The 18,440-nt window shown below is 32.9% G+C and carries 18 protein-coding genes; 7 read left to right on the top strand and 11 right to left on the bottom strand.

The window, feature by feature from the left end; genetic code table 11:
• Positions 1-45: 45 nt before the first annotated feature.
• Positions 46-1,089, bottom strand: a complete 1,044-nt coding sequence (locus A3SG_RS0104265; RefSeq protein WP_016988779.1) for an agmatine/peptidylarginine deiminase — start codon at positions 1,087-1,089, stop codon at positions 46-48.
• Between the two features lie 2 nt (positions 1,090-1,091).
• Entirely contained in the window at positions 1,092-1,979 is an 888-nt protein-coding gene (locus A3SG_RS0104270; protein WP_029596602.1) for a carbon-nitrogen hydrolase, read from the bottom strand.
• A 190-nt stretch (positions 1,980-2,169) separates the two neighbouring features.
• On the opposite strand from A3SG_RS0104270, the gene A3SG_RS0104275 reads away from it, so the two are divergent.
• Complete coding sequence (locus A3SG_RS0104275) at positions 2,170-2,802, top strand: SDR family oxidoreductase (protein ID WP_016988781.1); 633 nt, start codon at positions 2,170-2,172, stop codon at positions 2,800-2,802.
• A 205-nt stretch (positions 2,803-3,007) separates the two neighbouring features.
• Here the strand turns inward: A3SG_RS0104275 and A3SG_RS0104280 are convergent, their stop codons facing one another.
• Positions 3,008-3,940 carry an NAD-dependent epimerase/dehydratase family protein gene (locus A3SG_RS0104280; protein ID WP_016988782.1) on the bottom strand — a complete coding sequence of 311 codons (933 nt, stop codon included), beginning with the start codon at positions 3,938-3,940 and terminating at the stop codon, positions 3,008-3,010.
• 542 nt (positions 3,941-4,482) lie between these two features.
• Here A3SG_RS0104280 and A3SG_RS23055 point away from each other — a divergent pair.
• The 3 genes from A3SG_RS23055 to A3SG_RS0104295 all read left to right on the top strand — a co-directional run bounded on the left by A3SG_RS23055 (position 4,483) and on the right by A3SG_RS0104295 (position 6,135).
• On the top strand, positions 4,483-4,629 hold the full coding sequence (locus tag A3SG_RS23055) for an excisionase family DNA-binding protein (RefSeq protein ID WP_198008499.1): 147 nt from the start codon (positions 4,483-4,485) through the stop codon (positions 4,627-4,629).
• A gap of 140 nt (positions 4,630-4,769) precedes the next feature.
• Entirely contained in the window at positions 4,770-5,321 is a 552-nt protein-coding gene (locus A3SG_RS19110) for a PIN domain-containing protein (protein WP_232226275.1), read from the top strand.
• Positions 5,322-5,415: 94 nt separating this feature from the next.
• Positions 5,416-6,135 (top strand): hypothetical protein, encoded by a 720-nt coding sequence (locus tag A3SG_RS0104295; RefSeq protein ID WP_035663406.1) that lies wholly within the window; start codon positions 5,416-5,418, stop codon positions 6,133-6,135.
• Between the two features lie 1,548 nt (positions 6,136-7,683).
• Here the strand turns inward: A3SG_RS0104295 and A3SG_RS0104305 are convergent.
• From A3SG_RS0104305 to A3SG_RS0104330, 5 genes are all read right to left on the bottom strand, one after another.
• Positions 7,684-8,034 carry a DoxX family protein gene (locus tag A3SG_RS0104305; RefSeq protein ID WP_016988787.1) on the bottom strand — a complete coding sequence of 117 codons (351 nt, stop codon included), beginning with the start codon at positions 8,032-8,034 and terminating at the stop codon, positions 7,684-7,686.
• Positions 8,034-8,381 carry a DoxX family protein gene (locus A3SG_RS0104310; RefSeq protein WP_016988788.1) on the bottom strand — a complete coding sequence of 116 codons (348 nt, stop codon included), beginning with the start codon at positions 8,379-8,381 and terminating at the stop codon, positions 8,034-8,036. The genes A3SG_RS0104305 and A3SG_RS0104310 overlap by 1 nt, the downstream gene beginning before the upstream one ends.
• A gap of 479 nt (positions 8,382-8,860) precedes the next feature.
• Positions 8,861-9,712 carry a helix-turn-helix domain-containing protein gene (locus A3SG_RS0104320; RefSeq protein WP_016988790.1) on the bottom strand — a complete coding sequence of 284 codons (852 nt, stop codon included), beginning with the start codon at positions 9,710-9,712 and terminating at the stop codon, positions 8,861-8,863.
• Between the two features lie 101 nt (positions 9,713-9,813).
• Positions 9,814-10,566: an SDR family oxidoreductase gene (locus tag A3SG_RS0104325; RefSeq protein ID WP_016988791.1), complete on the bottom strand. Its 753-nt coding sequence runs from the start codon at positions 10,564-10,566 to the stop codon at positions 9,814-9,816.
• 391 nt (positions 10,567-10,957) lie between these two features.
• Entirely contained in the window at positions 10,958-11,308 is a 351-nt protein-coding gene (locus A3SG_RS0104330) for a hypothetical protein (protein WP_029596603.1), read from the bottom strand.
• An 887-nt stretch (positions 11,309-12,195) separates the two neighbouring features.
• Between A3SG_RS0104330 and A3SG_RS0104340 the strand changes: the two genes are divergently transcribed.
• Together A3SG_RS0104340 and A3SG_RS0104345 are read left to right on the top strand one after the other, a co-directional pair.
• Positions 12,196-12,381, top strand: a complete 186-nt coding sequence (locus A3SG_RS0104340; protein ID WP_016988794.1) for a hypothetical protein — start codon at positions 12,196-12,198, stop codon at positions 12,379-12,381.
• Positions 12,382-12,513: 132 nt separating this feature from the next.
• Entirely contained in the window at positions 12,514-12,795 is a 282-nt protein-coding gene (locus A3SG_RS0104345; protein WP_016988795.1) for a hypothetical protein, read from the top strand.
• A 610-nt stretch (positions 12,796-13,405) separates the two neighbouring features.
• Here A3SG_RS0104345 and A3SG_RS0104350 read toward each other — a convergent pair.
• From A3SG_RS0104350 to A3SG_RS0104360, 3 genes are all read right to left on the bottom strand, one after another.
• Positions 13,406-13,885, bottom strand: coding sequence for a DoxX family membrane protein (locus A3SG_RS0104350; protein ID WP_016988796.1), 480 nt, complete (start codon positions 13,883-13,885; stop codon positions 13,406-13,408).
• A gap of 937 nt (positions 13,886-14,822) precedes the next feature.
• Positions 14,823-16,787, bottom strand: a complete 1,965-nt coding sequence (locus tag A3SG_RS0104355; RefSeq protein ID WP_016988797.1) for a M13 family metallopeptidase — start codon at positions 16,785-16,787, stop codon at positions 14,823-14,825.
• A 795-nt stretch (positions 16,788-17,582) separates the two neighbouring features.
• Positions 17,583-17,771 (bottom strand): hypothetical protein, encoded by a 189-nt coding sequence (locus tag A3SG_RS0104360; protein ID WP_016988798.1) that lies wholly within the window; start codon positions 17,769-17,771, stop codon positions 17,583-17,585.
• 195 nt (positions 17,772-17,966) lie between these two features.
• On the opposite strand from A3SG_RS0104360, the gene A3SG_RS0104370 reads away from it, so the two are divergent.
• Positions 17,967-18,440: IS110 family transposase (locus A3SG_RS0104370; protein WP_016988800.1), on the top strand; the 474-nt coding region annotated here is incomplete at its 3' end.

Below are 18,440 nucleotides of genomic sequence, written 5' to 3' on the forward strand. Positions count from 1 at the left end.
AATTTGCTGGTGTTTTTATGTATAATAGTCTTAATGATTTCCCTTTTATGATGGTATCTGCTGGCTTAGACAATGCAAAGTTCCAAATCCCCAAATTAAATCTATGGCGCTAATGCCAATTATTTCTCTGTCTGGAAAACATTCTGCAATTATATTAAGTGCTTTATGATCATTGGCATCATTAAAAGTGGGAACCAACACGCATTTATTTAATATGAGGAAGTTGGCATAACTGGCCGGAAGTCTTAAGTCCTCAAAATCCAATCGCGTAGGCATTGGTAAAGCTACAATTACAGGCGATTTACCATTTTCTAGTTTGGCATTCTGTAAACGTTTTAAGTTATCTTGTAGCGGATGATAGTTTTTGTCTTTTGGATCTGTTTCTACAATCGTCACAATGGTATCCTCATTGATAAAACGACACAAGTCATCTATGTGCCCGTGCGTATCATCGCCTTCAACTCCATTTCCTAACCAAATCACGTTAGTGATTCCCAGGTATTCCTTAAAAACCGCTTCGTAATCCGCTTTGGTAAAGTTTGGATTTCGTACCTGAATATCAGGATGCATCAAGCATTCTTCAGATGTCAATAAAGTTCCTCTTCCGTTACTGTCAATTGCACCACCCTCTACAATTACCGGTTTCCCTTTGTATAGCACTTGAGTAAGCGGGATATCTAGAAAATTAGCTACTCTCGCAGGAACATGCTTATCTAATTGAAAATTTTTATATTTAGCCCAACCGTTAAAATTGAAATTTAAAGCTTCTCTAGCGTCTCCATTTTTGATTACAATAGGGCCAGAATCTCGCATCCAGCTTCTGTTGGTTTTTTGAATAATATAAGAAATATTATCTAAATTCACATTTGCCATTTCTAGCATTCCGGTAACTTTCTCTTTTAGTTTGTCGTCAAAAACTACTAAAAATACTGTTTCATAAGTAGCTACTTTTTTTATTAAATTCAACAAATAGCCCACTTGGATGGCTTCATATTTTCCTGGCCAGTCTTTTCCGTTGTGAGGAAAGCAAAGTAATATCCCTTGTTGGTTTTCCCATTCTGCAGGGAATCTTCTATTGTTTGTAGTCATAATTACTCTATTGCTCTTTTAGTAATATCGCCAAAAGCATCAATTCTTCTGTCTCTAAAGAATGGCCAGTTCTGACGTACATTTTCTTGCAAGTCTAAATCAACTTCAGCAATCAGGATTTCTTCTTTATCGTGTGAGGCTTGCGCCAAAATTTCGCCTTGTGGTCCCGTAATGAATGAGGCGCCCCAAAATTCAATTCCAGCTGTATCAGGTAAATATTGCTCTAATCCAATTCTGTTTGCCGCCGCTACATACACCCCATTTGCTACAGCATGTCCTTTCATAACATTCATCCAGGCGCCGTATTGATTTTCACCATATTGCTCTTTTTCACCTGGGTGCCATCCTATTGCTGTTGGATAAAACAAAACTTCTGATCCACTTAAGGCAGTTAATCGAGCCGCTTCAGGATACCATTGATCCCAACAAATAAGTGTTCCAATTTTCCCTTTTTTTGTAGGGATGGTTTTGAAACCCAAATCGCCAGGTGTGAAATAAAATTTTTCATAAAAATGAGGATCATCTGGAATATGCATTTTACGGTATAATCCTGCTTCTGAACCATCAGTGTCAATAATATAAGCGCTATTGTGGTAAATTCCTGCCATTCTTTTTTCGAAAAAAGGAACAATAATTACCACGCCTAGTTCTTTGGCTAAAGCGCTAAAGGCAATGAACGATGTGCTGTAAAGCGGCTCTGCTAAAGCAAAATTGTCAACGTCTTCACTCTGACAGAAATAATGGCTACTATATAACTCCGGTAAAGTGATAACTTCAGCGCCTTGATTTGCGGCATCACGTACCCAATTCAAACATTTTTTAAGGTTGTTTTCGGCAACATCGTTAAGGTTCAATTGGATAACTGCTATTTTATATTTTTTATTTGGCATTGTATCATTTTTAGAATGTAAAAATAGTAAATTTTCTAAAGAGTAGAAAATCATAAAAATGAATTAGGCTTTATTATCAGTCACACAATTTCAAATAGATTATTTCTAAAAAAGACGTTAATTAGTATTAAACTAAAGTTAAACGTTTCATCTTATAGAAGTTAGTAAATCTGTTTTTGTACATTAGAATATGGAAAATATATTGGTAGCAGGTGCTAATGGCACCACAGGAAAAAAAGTAGTACATCTTTTAATGGAATCAGTCGATTTTAATCCAATAGCGATGGTTAGAAAAGAAGAGCAGCGCGCTTATTTCAAAGATAAAAATATTGAAACTGTTTTAGGTGACTTAGAAGGTGATGTTTCACCCCTTTTTACGGGCTCTATTGATAAAGTAATTTTTGCTGCCGGTTCTGGTGGTACGAATGTTATCGGAGTTGATCAAGAAGGAGCAAAAAAACTAATAGATGCCTCTAAAAAAGCAAAAATAAAGAAGTTTGTTATGTTGAGTTCCATGGGAGCTGACAAACCGGAAGAAGCAACTCAATTGCAAGAGTTTTTAAAAGCAAAATACGTTGCTGATGAATATTTGAAAGTTAGTGGATTGAACTATAGCATTGTCAGACCAGGTTCTTTAACAAATGAATCCCCTTTAACTACTATTGAGCTTGAAGGAAAATTAAATAAATGGGGAGAAATAAGTAGGGAAGACGTGGCACAAACCTTGATGCAGTCATTAGATGATAACATAGCTAATATGGCGACTTTTGAAATTATTAAGGGAGAAACGTTGATAAGCAAAGCATTAGAGAAGGTGAGTTAGGTAGTATCATAATGATTAAAATATAGAGCTACATAAAGTTAAGAATGGCTGCCCAGTTTGGAAAGCCATTTTTTTTGATCGGTAAAATTAGATAGCGTGTTATAAAAAACGAATTTATCTTTTACTCCAAATCGTTTTGGTTTAATGCCGATGTAATATAGAAATTGTACAATATAATTGGCCTATATTGAATACCCACTTGGTATTATTTTATCTTAAAGTCTTTTATGATTATTTCAATTCCCTCTGGGTATGTCGTTACAACGAAATCTGGAAATCTGGTTTTAAATTTTGAGGACTTAAAGATATTATCAATCGCATAACGAGGCAGTAATTCTTGTGTTTCTTTAAGGTTATGGTCAAAAAAAGAACCAATTTTTAGTGTGATCCAGTGCAACACTTTGTATTTTATTTCTTTTCCCAATTGCTCTCCTATCTCAGTGATAAATTGCTTGTAGGTTAATCTATTGTCGTCACAGGGCAAGTGCCAAGTTTGCCCATACGTATCAACAGTATTACCAATAAGTGCCATCGCTTTACTGGCATCAGGGGTAAAAATAAGTGTCCGTAAGACATTGTCTTTCAAGAATACCTTAGGTTCTTTTCCGTTTTTAAGATTTTCAAAAATTATACTATTGGTGAGTCCTTTAGTTTTACCAGGACCGTAAAATTCGGGAGCTCTGCAAATCACGGCTTCAATTTCTTTATTAGCAATGGCTTTTAATAAAAGATCTGCTGCCAGTTTTTTTCCTCTTCCTTTTTTCCCTTTAGAGGTGAAAGGGGTTTCTTCGGTTTGGATTTTGCTGTCTTGAGCATAGGCATAAGTATTGTCAAAATAGACTAGTTTGCAGCTGTTTTTTTTACAAGCAGTGATCACATTATGCATAATAATCACCCAATCCCTTAGCCATATTTCAGAATCTAATGGAAGTCCTACTGTTAAATAAGCAATCTCAGTATTGTGAAGTGCCTTTATAACACTTTCCGGATCAAGTAGGTCTGCTGTAAAAAGCAGATCATCTGGATGTACTTTTTGCGGGGTTCGGCCCACTAATTGTATGTTATCGGTATAGTTTTTTCTTAATTCGCGAGCTAATTCTTCTCCTATTATTCCGTTTGCTCCTAATATTGTTTGCATTTTATATTTTTTTCTTGTGCTTATTTTTAGTTAGGCTAAGGTAAGTATAATAAGGTGAAGATGGATGTTGCAACTGCGTTGATGGTAAGAATGTATTGGTGTATTATGGATAGCTTTTAGTTTCTTTTTATGATCGTTGAAAGAGAGATAGGTACAGCGTAAGTAAAAAAGACGGTAGTACTGTTAAAATTAACGATGGTAAATGAAATTAGGACATTTTTAGCTAAGGTGTTGGTGTTGCTTTTTAATAGTTTAAAAAAGTAACATTTCTATACAATTCATTTTCGTTTATATTTTTTAGAATTAAATTACTAATTCGAAATAGAACACTTTAATGATATAAAAAAAAACTTAACTTAAAAAAGAGCAGATTGTAGCGATGAAATCATTCAATGTACTTGTAGCTAGTTTTGATGGATTGCATTCGGAGAATCCAGAAATTGAAATTGAAGAGACTCCTGAAAAAATTAAAATTTCTTTAAACGCGACTTAAAAATTTTAGTGAAAATATTAAAGGGAACAAGTCAGGGTGATCAATTTTTTTGGTTCCGATTGCTACCGAAATTACAACTCAAGCAGCAGCTCAATTATTAGGCTGCTTAAGAATTCATTTTGTTGAATTAGTTGAGGAAGGAAATATTCCATTTACCTTGGTCGGAAGACATCGTCGAGTTAAACTTGACACGTAATGGATTATAAAAAAGGATTAAAACTGAAACAGGAGCAATTACTAATAAATAGGATGAAATCTTATGAAGAATTAGATTTATATGTTTCATAGCTTACGTTTACATGTGTTTTTGACTCTAATGTAATTTATCCAATTAAAATTAGAGATTTACTTTTTTGGCTTGCTCATTATGAATTATTTACTCTAGAGTGGATCACTCATGTTTTATATGAATTGGAAGATGTCATGGGAAGAGAAGGAATAGGTAAAGAAGAAATTAAAAAAAGGTCAACTACTGTAAATCTGGCATTGCCAGACGGATTAGTCCTAAATTATTTATCATTGATTTCTGGATTAACCTTGCCGGACGTTAAAGACCGTCATGTGCTTGCAGCGGCAATAAAAACAAAGGCAAATGTAATAGTAACAAATAATTTAAAAGATTTTGCGGAGGATTATTTAGCCACTTTTGGACTGGTTGCAAAATCTGCACATGACTTTAATGCAGTTATTATTGATTTAACTCATGAAAAGGCATTAGAGGCTTTTAGAAAGTTAGTTTTAAACCGAAGAAATCCAGATTTAGATGAATATGAAGTCCTAGATAACTTAATTAAAAACGGATTAATTAATTCGGCTACTTATCTTCATTCACTTATTTGGGATGAGGCAGCCTTATATTTCGATAGACGAAGCTACAATAGGAAATAATAATCAAGATATAAATTTATATAATCAGATTAGATTTAAAAAGAAAGAAAAAAGAAACTACTTTTGTTTGAAAGAATCAATCAAAAAAATGATTATGAAAAATATTTTTAAAGTGGCTCTACTTGTTATTGCGATAATTTTCAGCGGCAGTTCAGTATTAGCTCAGTCAAATGATAAAAAAGCAAATGCGGTCGTAAAACAAATGGTGACTGCGATGGGTGGAATGGAAAATTATGATGCTACACATTTTATTCAATGGGATTTTGTGAACAGAAAACTGTTGTGGAATAAATGGACAGGAGATGTTCGCATAGAGAATCCATCAGCAAATCAAGTAACGTTAGTAAATATCAATACCCTAAAGGGTAAAGTATACGAGAATGGCGCTTTAGTTCAAGATGAGACTAAAGTTAATGGTTTACTTGAAAAGGGAAAGGCATTGTGGATTAATGATTCATATTGGTTAGTGATGCCATGGAAATTGCAAGATCCTGGAGTAAATCTTACTTATGTCAAAACAGACCAATTACCCAATGGAGCAGCAGCGGATGTGCTACAACTTACTTTTAATGCTGTAGGTGTAACACCCGAAAATAAATACTGGCTTTATGTTGACAAAGAAGACCACTTGATAAAACAATGGGCGTATTATCAAAATTTTAAAGATTCCGAGCCAAAGTTCTTGAAGCCTTGGAATAATTATCAAAAAGCGGGTAACATCTTACTTTCTTTTGATAGACCTAACGAAAATGTAGGTCCAAAAAATGTTACAGTTAACACCAAGATGGATTCTTCCCTTTTTACTGGGCTATAAAATCAAGTAATTTTATTTCTTTTTAATCTGTTATTGTACTGTTTTTAAAAAAGTGTGATGAACTGTAAATAAGATTTTGCCCGATTATAAAAAAACCAGCATTAAGTTAATGCTGGGGAAATTTGTTATGAGTAGTTCAGAAATAAGACTTTAAATGGCAGTAAAGGATACTTTGTAATCTTAAAATCATTTATAAATAGGTGAGTTATGGTAATAAACCGGTAAAAAAATTTAAAAAAGCAAGGGTTTTTGAAGTGCAAATAACAAAAATACACAAGAAAATTCTTCAGACCGTGACTAAACAGATAGGTGTTTTTTTATATTTATACTAACGTGGTTATGCAGTGCTTGTTGAGTCTAACAAGAACTTATAATTTGTCAAACATCAGCAAAATGAGAAGTACGAAAGGATTGCGTATTCAAACTGAACTAACAATAAATTAGTTATCGCGTCACACACAATTGCAAGTTTATTGAACATTTCTTTATATTCGGTTTAAAATTGACACTCTTTTGGCTCTAAATTTTTAGTTTTTTGTTTCATTTATAACCTCATCTTGTTATAATTTCTAAGATAAAATTAGCAAAGAGAGCGAATGCTTTTTCCTATTTGTACTACTAAAATGTAAGGGTTGGATCCGCTTTACTTGGTTGGTTAGATATATAAAATCCTTCTAAATATTCAGTTTTATAAAATTTTTGTTTTTCAAGGCCAAAATAGCCTCTTTTTATAATCATATTATTTATGAGTTCTATTTTATGAGGTCTTGTCTAAATTCAGTTAACCAGAAATAAACAACAAAATCTTCTAAGTAATAAAGGCTGAATTATTCTTACTTTAGAAGATTTTGTTGCTAAATAAAAAACTTAAAAGGCAGTAATTGCGATAAATAGGCAGATAAAAACGTAAATTAAATTTTTTAATTTTTATTCATTTATGAAATTTCCGCTCAATATTCTGTTCAACATTTGCTGCGCGTAATTCTTCGTGGTTACCAGATATGAGGTTTTCTGTTATCCAAAAACGAATTTATGAAAATCACTGTTTGCATTTGATACTATAAGTTCGCTCATTAGAGATTGTCCTAAGGGCATTGAAAGTCAGTAAGCGTAGCGATGTTATACCATACGAATTTATGTTTTGGTCAAAATCGTTTTAGTACAATACAGATCTGAGATGAAAATAGTACAGTGTAATTGTACTATGTTGAACATACAATCGGTCTTAAATCATTTAGTACTAAGGCCTGTTTGCCATTATAATGTGAAAATTATGTTTCTTCTATATTAGGGCAAGAAATTCTGATCTTATTTATCTCTTAGAAGTAACATTGAGTAGATATGAATAAGACCATTAATGGTTGTCGATTTTTATAAGTTTTTATTTACTATGTTTTCCATCGATTTATCCTTTTATATTTTTATTTAAAAGTATTTATTACTAATTAAAAATTTAAGTCTATTGTTTTCAACAAATATATTTTATTAAGAAAGAAGCTTTTGATTTAATTTTTTTTTGTAATTCAATTAAACAATCATATTTAATCTTTAATCCAAGAAGATTTTCATTGATTCTAAAAAGATGTATAAGTTTAAAGCGAAATAAAAAAAAGCGGGTGACGAAGCTAATAAACCGTCTTTAATCTTTATCCTAACTATTACTCCTAAAAACATTAATAGAGCTAGACCACCTGAGGCTATCAGTAAAATAGAATTGTATAATAAACCAACCAGCAAACCTACTGCTCCCACGATTTCTAAAACTGCTGTAAGGGTTCCAAATTTACCCAATCCAAAGCGAATAAATTCACTTTTCATATTTGTAGTTGTAAAGTAAGCTACACCGTAACCTAAAAAAGAGAGACTGGAAAAAATGATTAAAACTTCTAGTAAGGGCATTAGGCAATTAAATTAAGGGTTACAGCAGCAATAAAAAGACTTAGTAGCATAAATAATAATGAGGGAAGACGTTTTAGCCAAGGGTTATTCACCTTGAAATGAAAATACTGTGCACTTAACATTAGGAATGCCATGACAAGTGCCGGAATTAGCACTAGTGAGGGATACCAAATACCTACAATAAGCAATGTTGCTGATGCTATTTTAGTTGCTCCAACAATCATACGTGTTAAATCACTGAGTTCATATTGCTTGAATTCTTTAACGATATTATCAAAACGAAATACCCATACAATAAGAACAGAAACAGCAACAATTAGTTGCGCAATAACCGATAATATTACCATCGCATTTTTTTTAAATTTCCCCTACTAATTTAGATTTTCAGGTTTTTCCCCGTTATTTTTAAGTGATTTCTGGTCTTCACTTTTCTAATTACTTAAGATTTTAACTTATTTGTAAGTTCGAATCATTTATCAATTATATTAAGACGAACTTTTAAAGGGATTATATTTTGTTATAATCCTAGCTTGAAATCAACTGCCGTTGCTAAGATAACATTTTCAAGCTTAAAATGATTAGCAACTTTACATTTTTTGGGCGATTTTACAAAACCCATGCATTGAATTCTGCACAAAATGGTGTGGGAAAGAGGGATATACATCGTTACAATCCTATTTGGTTTTAAAGGTGCTATTTTGGAGAGCTAATTTAAGCATTGAAGTAAGCAAATAGATCACAGATAGAAAGTTTGCGAAGACTTTCACAAACAAACTAAAAGAAGCTATTAAGTTTATACGGTGTTGCCTTGTTTGCTATTCTTTTCTTACTTCCTAAATTGAGAAGGTGTTTTTTCTGTATGCTTTTTGAATAACCGTGAGAAATATGTAGGATATTCAAACCCTAAATTATATGCGATTTCCGCAATAGTTTTATCGGTTGATTTCAATTGTATTTTTGCTTCCGTGATAATTTTATCTTGGATAATTTCTGAAGCCGTCTTGCCTGTAGTATGCTTTACTAAATCTCCCAGATAATTGGTAGATAGATTTAATTTTTGCGCAAAGTAATGAACAGAAGGAAGTTCGTTTAATTTGTCTAAGTAGTAGGAGTCTACTCGTTTTTTAAACTCGAGTACAAACTTGTTATATAGCGGTTGTCGTGTATCAAATTGTCGTTTATAACATTTAGCAATGTAGGTAAATACAAGATTACAATACGCAATTAGTAAATCTAATTCATAATTATCTTTATTGTATTCATTGAATATTTGAGTGTATAAATGCTCAATTTGGACTTGCTCTTCATCAGTTAAAAAAAGAGCTTCATTAATTTCGTATTGAAAAAAACTAAAATCGATATTGTAGTCTTTTAGTAAAATAGGGGATACTAAAATATGATACCCTTCCCAAGGCTCTTTAACATCCCATTTATGCATTTGGCTGGGTTTGATAAAATATAAAAAGTCAGATTTTGTATCGAATTCTGTATTTCCAAACCATTCTAAATCTGTCATATTTCGCTTAAAAGCCATCATATAAAAGTCAGAAGTTATACCTGAACAAGATAATAGAATTTTGTTATAATCGTTGTACTTTATGACGTCAATTAGGTCTTTTTTAGGGGTGTTGTAACCCGCATAGTTATTATAATCTTTTATGTTGTTAAAATGTGGCATACTACATTAAATAAATATGGGCTGAATCAATAAGTTAGATTACAACCCATTTAAAGAGTTGCAAATTTACAACTCTTTATTTTATAAATATTTAATGTGGATTAAAATTCTTGAACTGTGGGTCTAAGTACAATTTCGTTGATATCTACATCACTAGGTTGTTCTATTGCAAAAGCAATTGTTCTTGCAATAGAGTCTGATGGAATGGCATTTTTATAAAATTCGTTGACAAAATCAGAACTTTCTTTATGAGAACTACCTTGTTTTAATTCAGAATCAATAGCTCCTGGTTCTATTGTAGTTGTTCTAATATTCCCGCCAACTTCATGACGTAAACCTTCAGAAATGGCACGAACAGCAAATTTTGTTCCGCTATAAACCGTTCCTCCAGGACTAAATACTTTTACACCTGCAACAGATGATAAATTAATAAAATGTCCTGATTCTTGTTTTTGGAAAATTGGTAATGCAGCGGCTATACCATATAAAACCCCTTTGATATTAACATCAATCATTGTATCCCATTCATCCACTTTTAATTCACTTAATGGCGCAATAGACATTAATCCTGCATTATTTATCATTACATCTAATTTGCCAAACTCTTGTACAGCTTTATCAACTAATTCTTGTACATCTTTTTTAATCGTTACATCCATTTTGGCATAAATCGCTTTACCTTTTCCTTGAGTATTAATATCGTTTGCAATCTCTTTTAAACGTTCTTCGCGACGAGCACCTAATACTACATTTGCACCTTTGGAAGCCAAATAACGTGCTGTAGTTTCTCCTAATCCACTACTAGCACCAGTAATTAGCACTACTTTTCCTGAAATATTATCTGCTAAATTCATATTTTTTTATTTTTAAATTTGTTTAATTCCTTTGATACAAAGGTAGTGCAGCTATTAGTCTTTGGTATAAAACAAAAAAGGGAAATACTGAAACAAATTACGGATCTGATTTTTTAACCCGATAAATTGAAGTTTGAATTCTACGTTTTTCCGTACGAAGACAGCTTGCATATAACGTTAAATACATACAGTTTCTAGTACCTTTTTGAATTTTGTCTAATTTGTATTGCTAATTGACCGTTCGTTAAAGTTTGCACAAAATGGTATGGAAAGGATTGATGTACAGCAGTCTAATCCTGTTTGTTTTTCATCAGTACTATTTTGCAAAACTGATTCAAGTATTTAAGGGCACAATACTTTTAGGTTGTTTGTAAGGTCCAAATAAACAATTCTAATTTAGAATCTTAGTACTTCTGAAACAACGTTCTGTACCAAGATAAAGTGGATTACCCTGTTTTTCAGACCAAAAGCCATCTAATAAGTCCTTAGATAAGCAGCGATAAACGACAACACCTTTAAAAATTTCATCGTTATCTCCTTTGTAATTAAAATTAATTACGAGGATAGCATCTCTAAAAAAACCAGTACCTATTTGTTCTTGTTCGTTATTAATAAGCCATTTGGCTGTAACTCTACTGTTAGTATCGACAGCTAAAGTCAGTGTGCCTTTATAATTATTTTCTTCGGCATCTTGATTGCTTCCTACAATAGTAAAGCTGCCAATTAAGTCGTTTACATCCATTTCAACTTTAAATTTAATTTTATAACCCTGATACAATAGTACTACTTAATTGATAAATAACAAGCAGGAATTTATTACCATAAAAATGGGAAAGTCAATTTTTACTCAATATTTTACGGTAAAGTTATAGGCATGGATGGACAGATGTACTACTTACCAGATACGCAATGTTCAGTCAAGGCTTTATTGCTCATTCCGTCCAATAGCGCTGAGTTGTATGCTTTTTAATTTCTACAAGGGCACAGCGGTTCATTTTATTCGATAAATGAAAAAAAGATTGATCACATCAGAAGTGAACAGGAATATGCAAAGTGCACTACTCATAAGAGCGATTAAGAGTTTATACTCTACTATTTTGTTTAAATTAAACATAATAGTTACGCTAATAAATGTTTCAATTGCTTCGCTAGTATCTCTGCTAAATATGGTTTGTGTAGTTTATTTTCAAATTATAATGGCAGTTCTTACATTTGATTGCTTTATGTCCTTTCTAGCAAGATTTAAAAACCTTTTGCAAGTTGAATTTCTATCTATAGTTTTTACAAGTGTGCATTGACCTTTTTTTGAATTTATATGTACTGTTTCCGTCAAGAAAATACGTTTTTATCTAAAGGTTAGGTATTCAATTCATCGTACCGAATTAGGGTAGCGTATGAAATGGATGAGAATTTATTTTAAATTTTATAGATTCCTAAAATATTTTTGAATACGTTGTGATAGCATACTTTCTAGAAATCCAAAAATGGGATGCAATATCAGGATGCGTAGCATTCTAATTCTATTTTTTTGTAAGTAAATTTTCGGGTGCTGGATGGGAAAATATAGCTTATAAATTAATGTAGCTCAAAATCAGAAAGCCAATATCATAATTGCCATAAACCAAGTCGTTGCTTCGTTCTGATAGTTCTCAAAATGGAGGAACTACATTACATACTTTTTTATTAAGTGCCGAAAATGATAGTATGAAATATAATGGGTTTGGTTTTTCAGGGAATAGCGAAGCAAATGTTATTATTTTGTTTTTAAAGAAAGGGAAGTATTTGTTGCAAATGTGCTCTAGAAAGAAATGGTAATTTAAAGGTTTGTTAAATTAATAATAACAAAAGAGAGCAAGAAGCAAAATGTATTTATATTTGGTAGACTAGTTTCAATTTAATGTTGATAACAAAGCAATCGAGCAAATTAATAATCTTAATAAAGTAATTATGACTATAGATTTTGAAATCGTCGAGAAAGAAAACATAGGAATTCTGAAATTCCCACATAGTGAGGTATTAGAGGACGTTAGTGCAATTAGAGCAAGAAAAAACGAATTAGAAAGAGCACTTGCCTTAGGGAACTTAGAACATTCAAAAATTCAAATTTACTTTGAAGATGATAGATCAAAAAAAATGGTAGAAACTACAGTCTGGGCACTAACGGATCAAAGTGTAGTTTTAAAAAAAGGAGTTGGAATCCCTATTAATAGAATTTTAATGATAATATAAAGGTAGTTCTTCGACAAATAAGTGTTGATTTAGCATTTTGACGAAAGAAAAATACCTGCATCATTTACCTCATGATTTTTTTGAAAAGAGACCAAATATAGATGTTCTTATAATAACAAATGATTTTTGTCAACTATACTATTGTGAGTAACGAAGCGGTAACACTATTTGTGGTTGACTAAATCAGATTTAACGGTGTTATTAAATTAAAGAATAAGTACATAATCAGTAGCAACTTACACAGAGGCAGCACAGGGATTCGCTTAGCATAATAAATGATTTTTTGCTTTACCTGCCGTTGCTAGTACCAATGCAATTACACCATAAGTACATTACTGAAAGGAGTCAAACTCTAGTATTAAATTCGAAAAAAAGGAAGGTCAAGAACAATTTGCGAAGCATGTATATTTATTGTTGACTGTAGTATGTATCCCCGATACTACACGAAAAGATTCGCAAAGTATCGGGAATAATACCACAGGACTAGACGTTTATTAGCGTTGCATGCCTGCTATGGCGTACTTTACTTTAGAATTATTACTTAGTCCGCTTATTGTTGATTGATTATTGGTTTTTGAAACTAAATCAATAATTAACTGTTATCAGTTATTTATGTTACTTTTTTTGATCTAGTAATTTCGCCACCAAGAACCAAAGCTGCAGAAATAATTATCAAATTTTTAATTATGTATTGTCCCTCTAATGTAGGAAGCAAAATATTATTCGATTGAAAAGTTACTTCTGGAAGAAAAACTAATGGCATAAAAGTCCCTATCATCTGAGTTAGTAAAAGAATAATCGCTAACCTTGTTGTTTTTTCAAAGAGAAAGCAAATACCAATAATAACTTCCCACCATCCAATAATTATTAGCCAAGTATCTGCAGATCCGAATGGCAGCCATACGACAGTCGCTTTAAGCAAACCTTCTGCGGGTGATAGGTGCAATGGTTTTAGTATTCCAAACCAAATAAATATTATACCAAATGATAGACGGATTGCAATTCTGCTCGTCTTTCTCATAATTGTGATCGTACTCTGATCTAATTTGTCAATAATTTTTTTGTCAAATTTTTTAATAATTTCTTTCATGATTAATTTTAAAATTTTAAGTTCAGTAGTTATTTGTAGTAGTTGTCTATTTATTGCAAATCGAGGACAGTTTCAAAATCTGAAATAATTTGAAACTTGCATGTTTTCGGTCTAATGAAATACCTTGGGAAACGGTAATTTTCACAGTAGTTTTGTGTGTGTAGTAACTGCTGTTGAACTCAATTTTCGGTAGTGTATTGTGTGATAAAAAACACTGTACAAAAATAATTAAAAATCATTTACGATGAGAAAAAAAGATCGTAAAAAATAAAAGATTTTTAAAGTATCCATCAATCGATTGCGAAGTGTTATGGTTTTAAAGAGGTGTTTTACAGATTTGATTGCATTGGGAATAATCGACATCACCATCGTAATACCTATGTCTTAAAAGCTATCTAATTCATAGCGATTGCTAGTATTTCTTCGCCGCATTGCAAATGATTTTGATTAGTAAAATTATATAACAATTTATAAAAGCAGTAGTATTAAAGGTACTTTTTTTATTCTAAAATTTAAAGAGTAGTAGTAGGCGCAAGTAAGGCTAAACTTTTTGATGTTTTTTTTGGTCTTAGCAGTACTGGACAAAAGATGTGCGTAAAAGCGCCTGGTAGTATGCCAATCAAAATAAATAGGGAGATTAAATATCCTAAATTTCTATAAATACAGTCATTGCGAATTGTCATAGCTGTTAAAATAAATCAATCGCATACATAAAGCCTTTATGACAACCTTATTTCAATATATCCTAGAATAGTAATGACGCAAAGTCAAGTAACATTTGCGCCATTTATCTATTATTTTTTTCAATGATTAATTTGAATATCTACTTTATTATATTCAAGTAGTACACAAAAGAACTACTGTGACTATAAATTGTTTGGTTGTAGAAGCAGGGGAAATTTACTAGTTTTATAATTTCCTTGATATCGTCCCGAGTTTACCAAATAGTTATTCTGTCTTTTTTGGGTAAATACATCTTATCGCCAGGTTTTACATCAAATGCGTTGTAAAAAGGAGTACTATTCATCAGCGGTCCATTAACACGCCAAATAGGTGGTGAATGGGAGTTGTTATTAATCCACAAACGAAGAAATTCTTCTTTCATTTTTACCTTCCATATTCTGGCAACAGAAAGATAGAATCGTTGGTCTGGCGTATAACCGCCAATTTTTATAGTATCCTGTCCCTGCTTCGTCATTTTAAAAGCATCGTAAGCTACAGCTATTCCAGCAATATCTGCCGTATTTTCCCCAACAGTCATATCGCCTTTAACATGTAAACTGTCCAAAACGGTAAACGTACTATACATGTCAATGACTTGTTTTATTCTTGATTTAAACTTAGCATAATCGTCTTTTGTCCACCAGTTTTTCACGTTACCCTCTTTGTCATATTGTGCGCCTTGGTCATCAAAAGTATGTGTTATTTCGTGGCCTATAACCATTCCTATACCGCCATAATTAAGAGCGTCATCGGCCTCATTATCAAAGTAAGGAGACTGTAAAATACCTGCAGGAAAGACAATTTCATTCGCGGAGGGGTTATTGTAGGCCGTAACTGTTGACGGTGTTGTAAACCATTCCGATTTATCTACTAGCTTACCTAACTTTTTCAATTCACGTGAATATGCAGCTCCCCCAGCTGATACTAAGTTCTCAAAATACGCATTTCTTGAAATAGCAACAGTGCTGTACTCCTTCCATTGATCTGGATATCCTATTTTCTTAGTAGTCGCAAACAGTTTTTCTTTTGCTTTTCGTTTTGTACTGTCGCTCATCCACTCCAGATTGTCTATTCGTATCGCGTAGGCCTTTTGTACATTATTAACGAGATCTAACATGCGTTTTTTTGCGCTTTCCGGGAAATATTTCTTTACATACAATTGTCCAAGTGCTTCACCTAAATAATTATCAACGGCACTAGCCATAATTTCTCCACGTGTTTTTTGCACCGATTGGCCAGAAATTACTTTGGTAAACTCAAAAGCGGCATCAACAAAAGGCCCGCTTAAGTCCGTTGCGTATCCTTCTATGGTATTGGCTTTCAAATATAATTTCCAGTTCGCTATCGGAATAGTTTTTAATAGTGTATTTAGCTTCTCGTAATAAGCAGGTTGTCCAATATCTATAGAATCGGTTTTAGCGCCTAAATGGTTAAGAAAATCGTTCCAACCAATGTTCGGCTGTTTTTTTTCAAGCTCTTGAATCCCGATCTTGTTGTAATTTGCTTGCACGTCTCGTCGTTCCACTCTTGTCTTGTGCGAAGCTGCAAGTTGCTTGTCAATATTGTACACTACATCAGCATTTTTACTAGCCTCCGCCTCATTGCTACCTGTTAATCGGAATAATGTGGTAAGGTATGTCGTGTAGGCATTTTGTATGGCGACCGTAGAGGAATCTGATTTAAAATAATAATCTCTATCTGGTAAACCTATTCCCGTTTGGTAGGCGTGAGCAATATTGATACTGCTGTTTTTATCATCAGGACCCACTCCAAAAGTCATGATAGAGCTATTATTTAATTTGATTTCACGTGCCACAAAGGCCATTAAAGACGGTACGTTATTAATTGCTTCAATTTTTGCAAGCGTGGGCTTAATTGGTTCAAAACCGCGCTTGTCAATGGCTATAGTATCCATACCTGATGCGTAAAAGTCACCCACCATTTGCTCAATGCTTCCTGCAGCATACTTACCTCGGGAAACACTATCTAATATTCGTTGTAAGCGCAAGCGTTGGGGATAATTCATAAACATATAAGCACCAACTCCAGCTTGGGTAGCAGGTATGGATATAGAATCGTACCATTTGCCATTTACATATCGATAAAAGTTATCACCGGGACGCACTGTGTTGTCTATTCCTGTAATTTCAGTTTTTTTTTTTCTGGACGGATTGAGCATGCTATCATTGTAAGTACAGCAAGGGCAAGAGTTACTATTTGTTTCATAGTTGATGTGATTTTTATTAAAATATTCCGTGGGGTGTCATTATGTAAATTATCTATTCCGTTTATGCCTAACTGTTGTGGGCGAATTGTGTTTAATAAAATTTCCCTCGTTTTTAATCTAATTTTTTATCGAAAATTACCTGAACTGGTGGGAAATTAATAGCATTTCAAAGCCCTAAAACAACTATTTTACAGGGTAAAAAAGCGTCTAATCTTGAAAAAAAATCCAATATGCTAGTTGCAGTACCTGATTTAGATTCTTAGAAAGGTTGCTCTCCTGAAGCCCTGTAATTATGATGACCGTGTTCGAAGTTATGAAATATATTTCTTCTAGCGTGCAGATTACACGGAATACCAGTAAATGGAGTCCTAACGAGTTTCAATATCGAGCGGAACGAAGCAATCAAACTACTAGATTTTCATAAAAGTGTCATATAATATTCTAGAATAGGAACGGGTACGAAGTCAGTAGAATTCGCACCCGTTCCACTCCTAATTTATTTTTTATAAAAAACACTTCGGAGAGCTGGTTTTTATAAAAAATTCGCAATCAAACGCCATTTAGTTTGTCATTCTGAAAGAATCTCGACGAACTCCACTTCCTCGATTCATAGTAGTAAGTTTTAGTACTATGTAAACCGCATTAGAAATACTACGATTTCGATTATATTGTAAGTAGGTACTCGTTGCAAACGAGCATCAGATGGGTTTAAATTCCGAAAACTAACGAAAAAATCCACTGTGAATATCATTCTGTTTTATTTTTCTTCTGCTTTTTCCTTTCTCGAATTATAATAAACATTGCAATTATTAATAAAACACTTGATGTAATTCGTGACCAAAATCCGCTATCATTTTTTTCATATGTTACAATATTAGCAACACTTAAAATAAAACTGACAATGATTATTATTAGAGGGATATTTTCTTTCTTCATTCGTTAATATTTTCATTTTTGAGTGCGTTCCTCAATGTATGGCACCGTTTTGCACTTTGAGATGGCTGGAAGTTCGTAACCTTTCAATTTTCGGCTTAACGAAAACTTGATGCGAAACGATAATTCCACTAAATTCCAGCTAGCTCCAAGCATCTATGTAAAAGCATAACTTTGAGAGTACAAAAAACGAAGATTATGAAATTACAAGACACCTTTTCTATTCCAAAGATATTCATTGGTTTAGATATTCACAAAAAAAGCTGGACAGTTTCTATCCAAACAGATTTATTTTTTCACAAGACCTATTCGATGCCTTCTAATGCTGAGGATTTGTACCAATATGTGGAACGTACATTTCCAGATCATGCTGTGGATTTAGTTTATGAAGCGGGTTGTTGCGGATTCTCCGCGGCACGATATTTTTTAAACTTGGGTTGGAATGTTCTAGTTGTTAATCCCGCCGATATAAAGACAGGAGATAAAGAGCGCTATCAAAAAACAGATGCCTTAGATTCTAAAAACTTGTCCAATCAATTAAAATCAGGTGTTCTAAGAGGTGTTTTTATTCCCACAGAAGAGCACGAACAATTTACGACCTTGGCTCGTCATAGAACGCAAGTGACCAAGAAACTGCGACAAACCAAATCACATATCAAAAGTATGTTGTTA

It is taken from the genome of Flavobacterium sp. ACAM 123, assembly GCF_000264055.1.
Taxonomy (GTDB): Bacteria; Bacteroidota; Bacteroidia; order Flavobacteriales; family Flavobacteriaceae; genus Flavobacterium.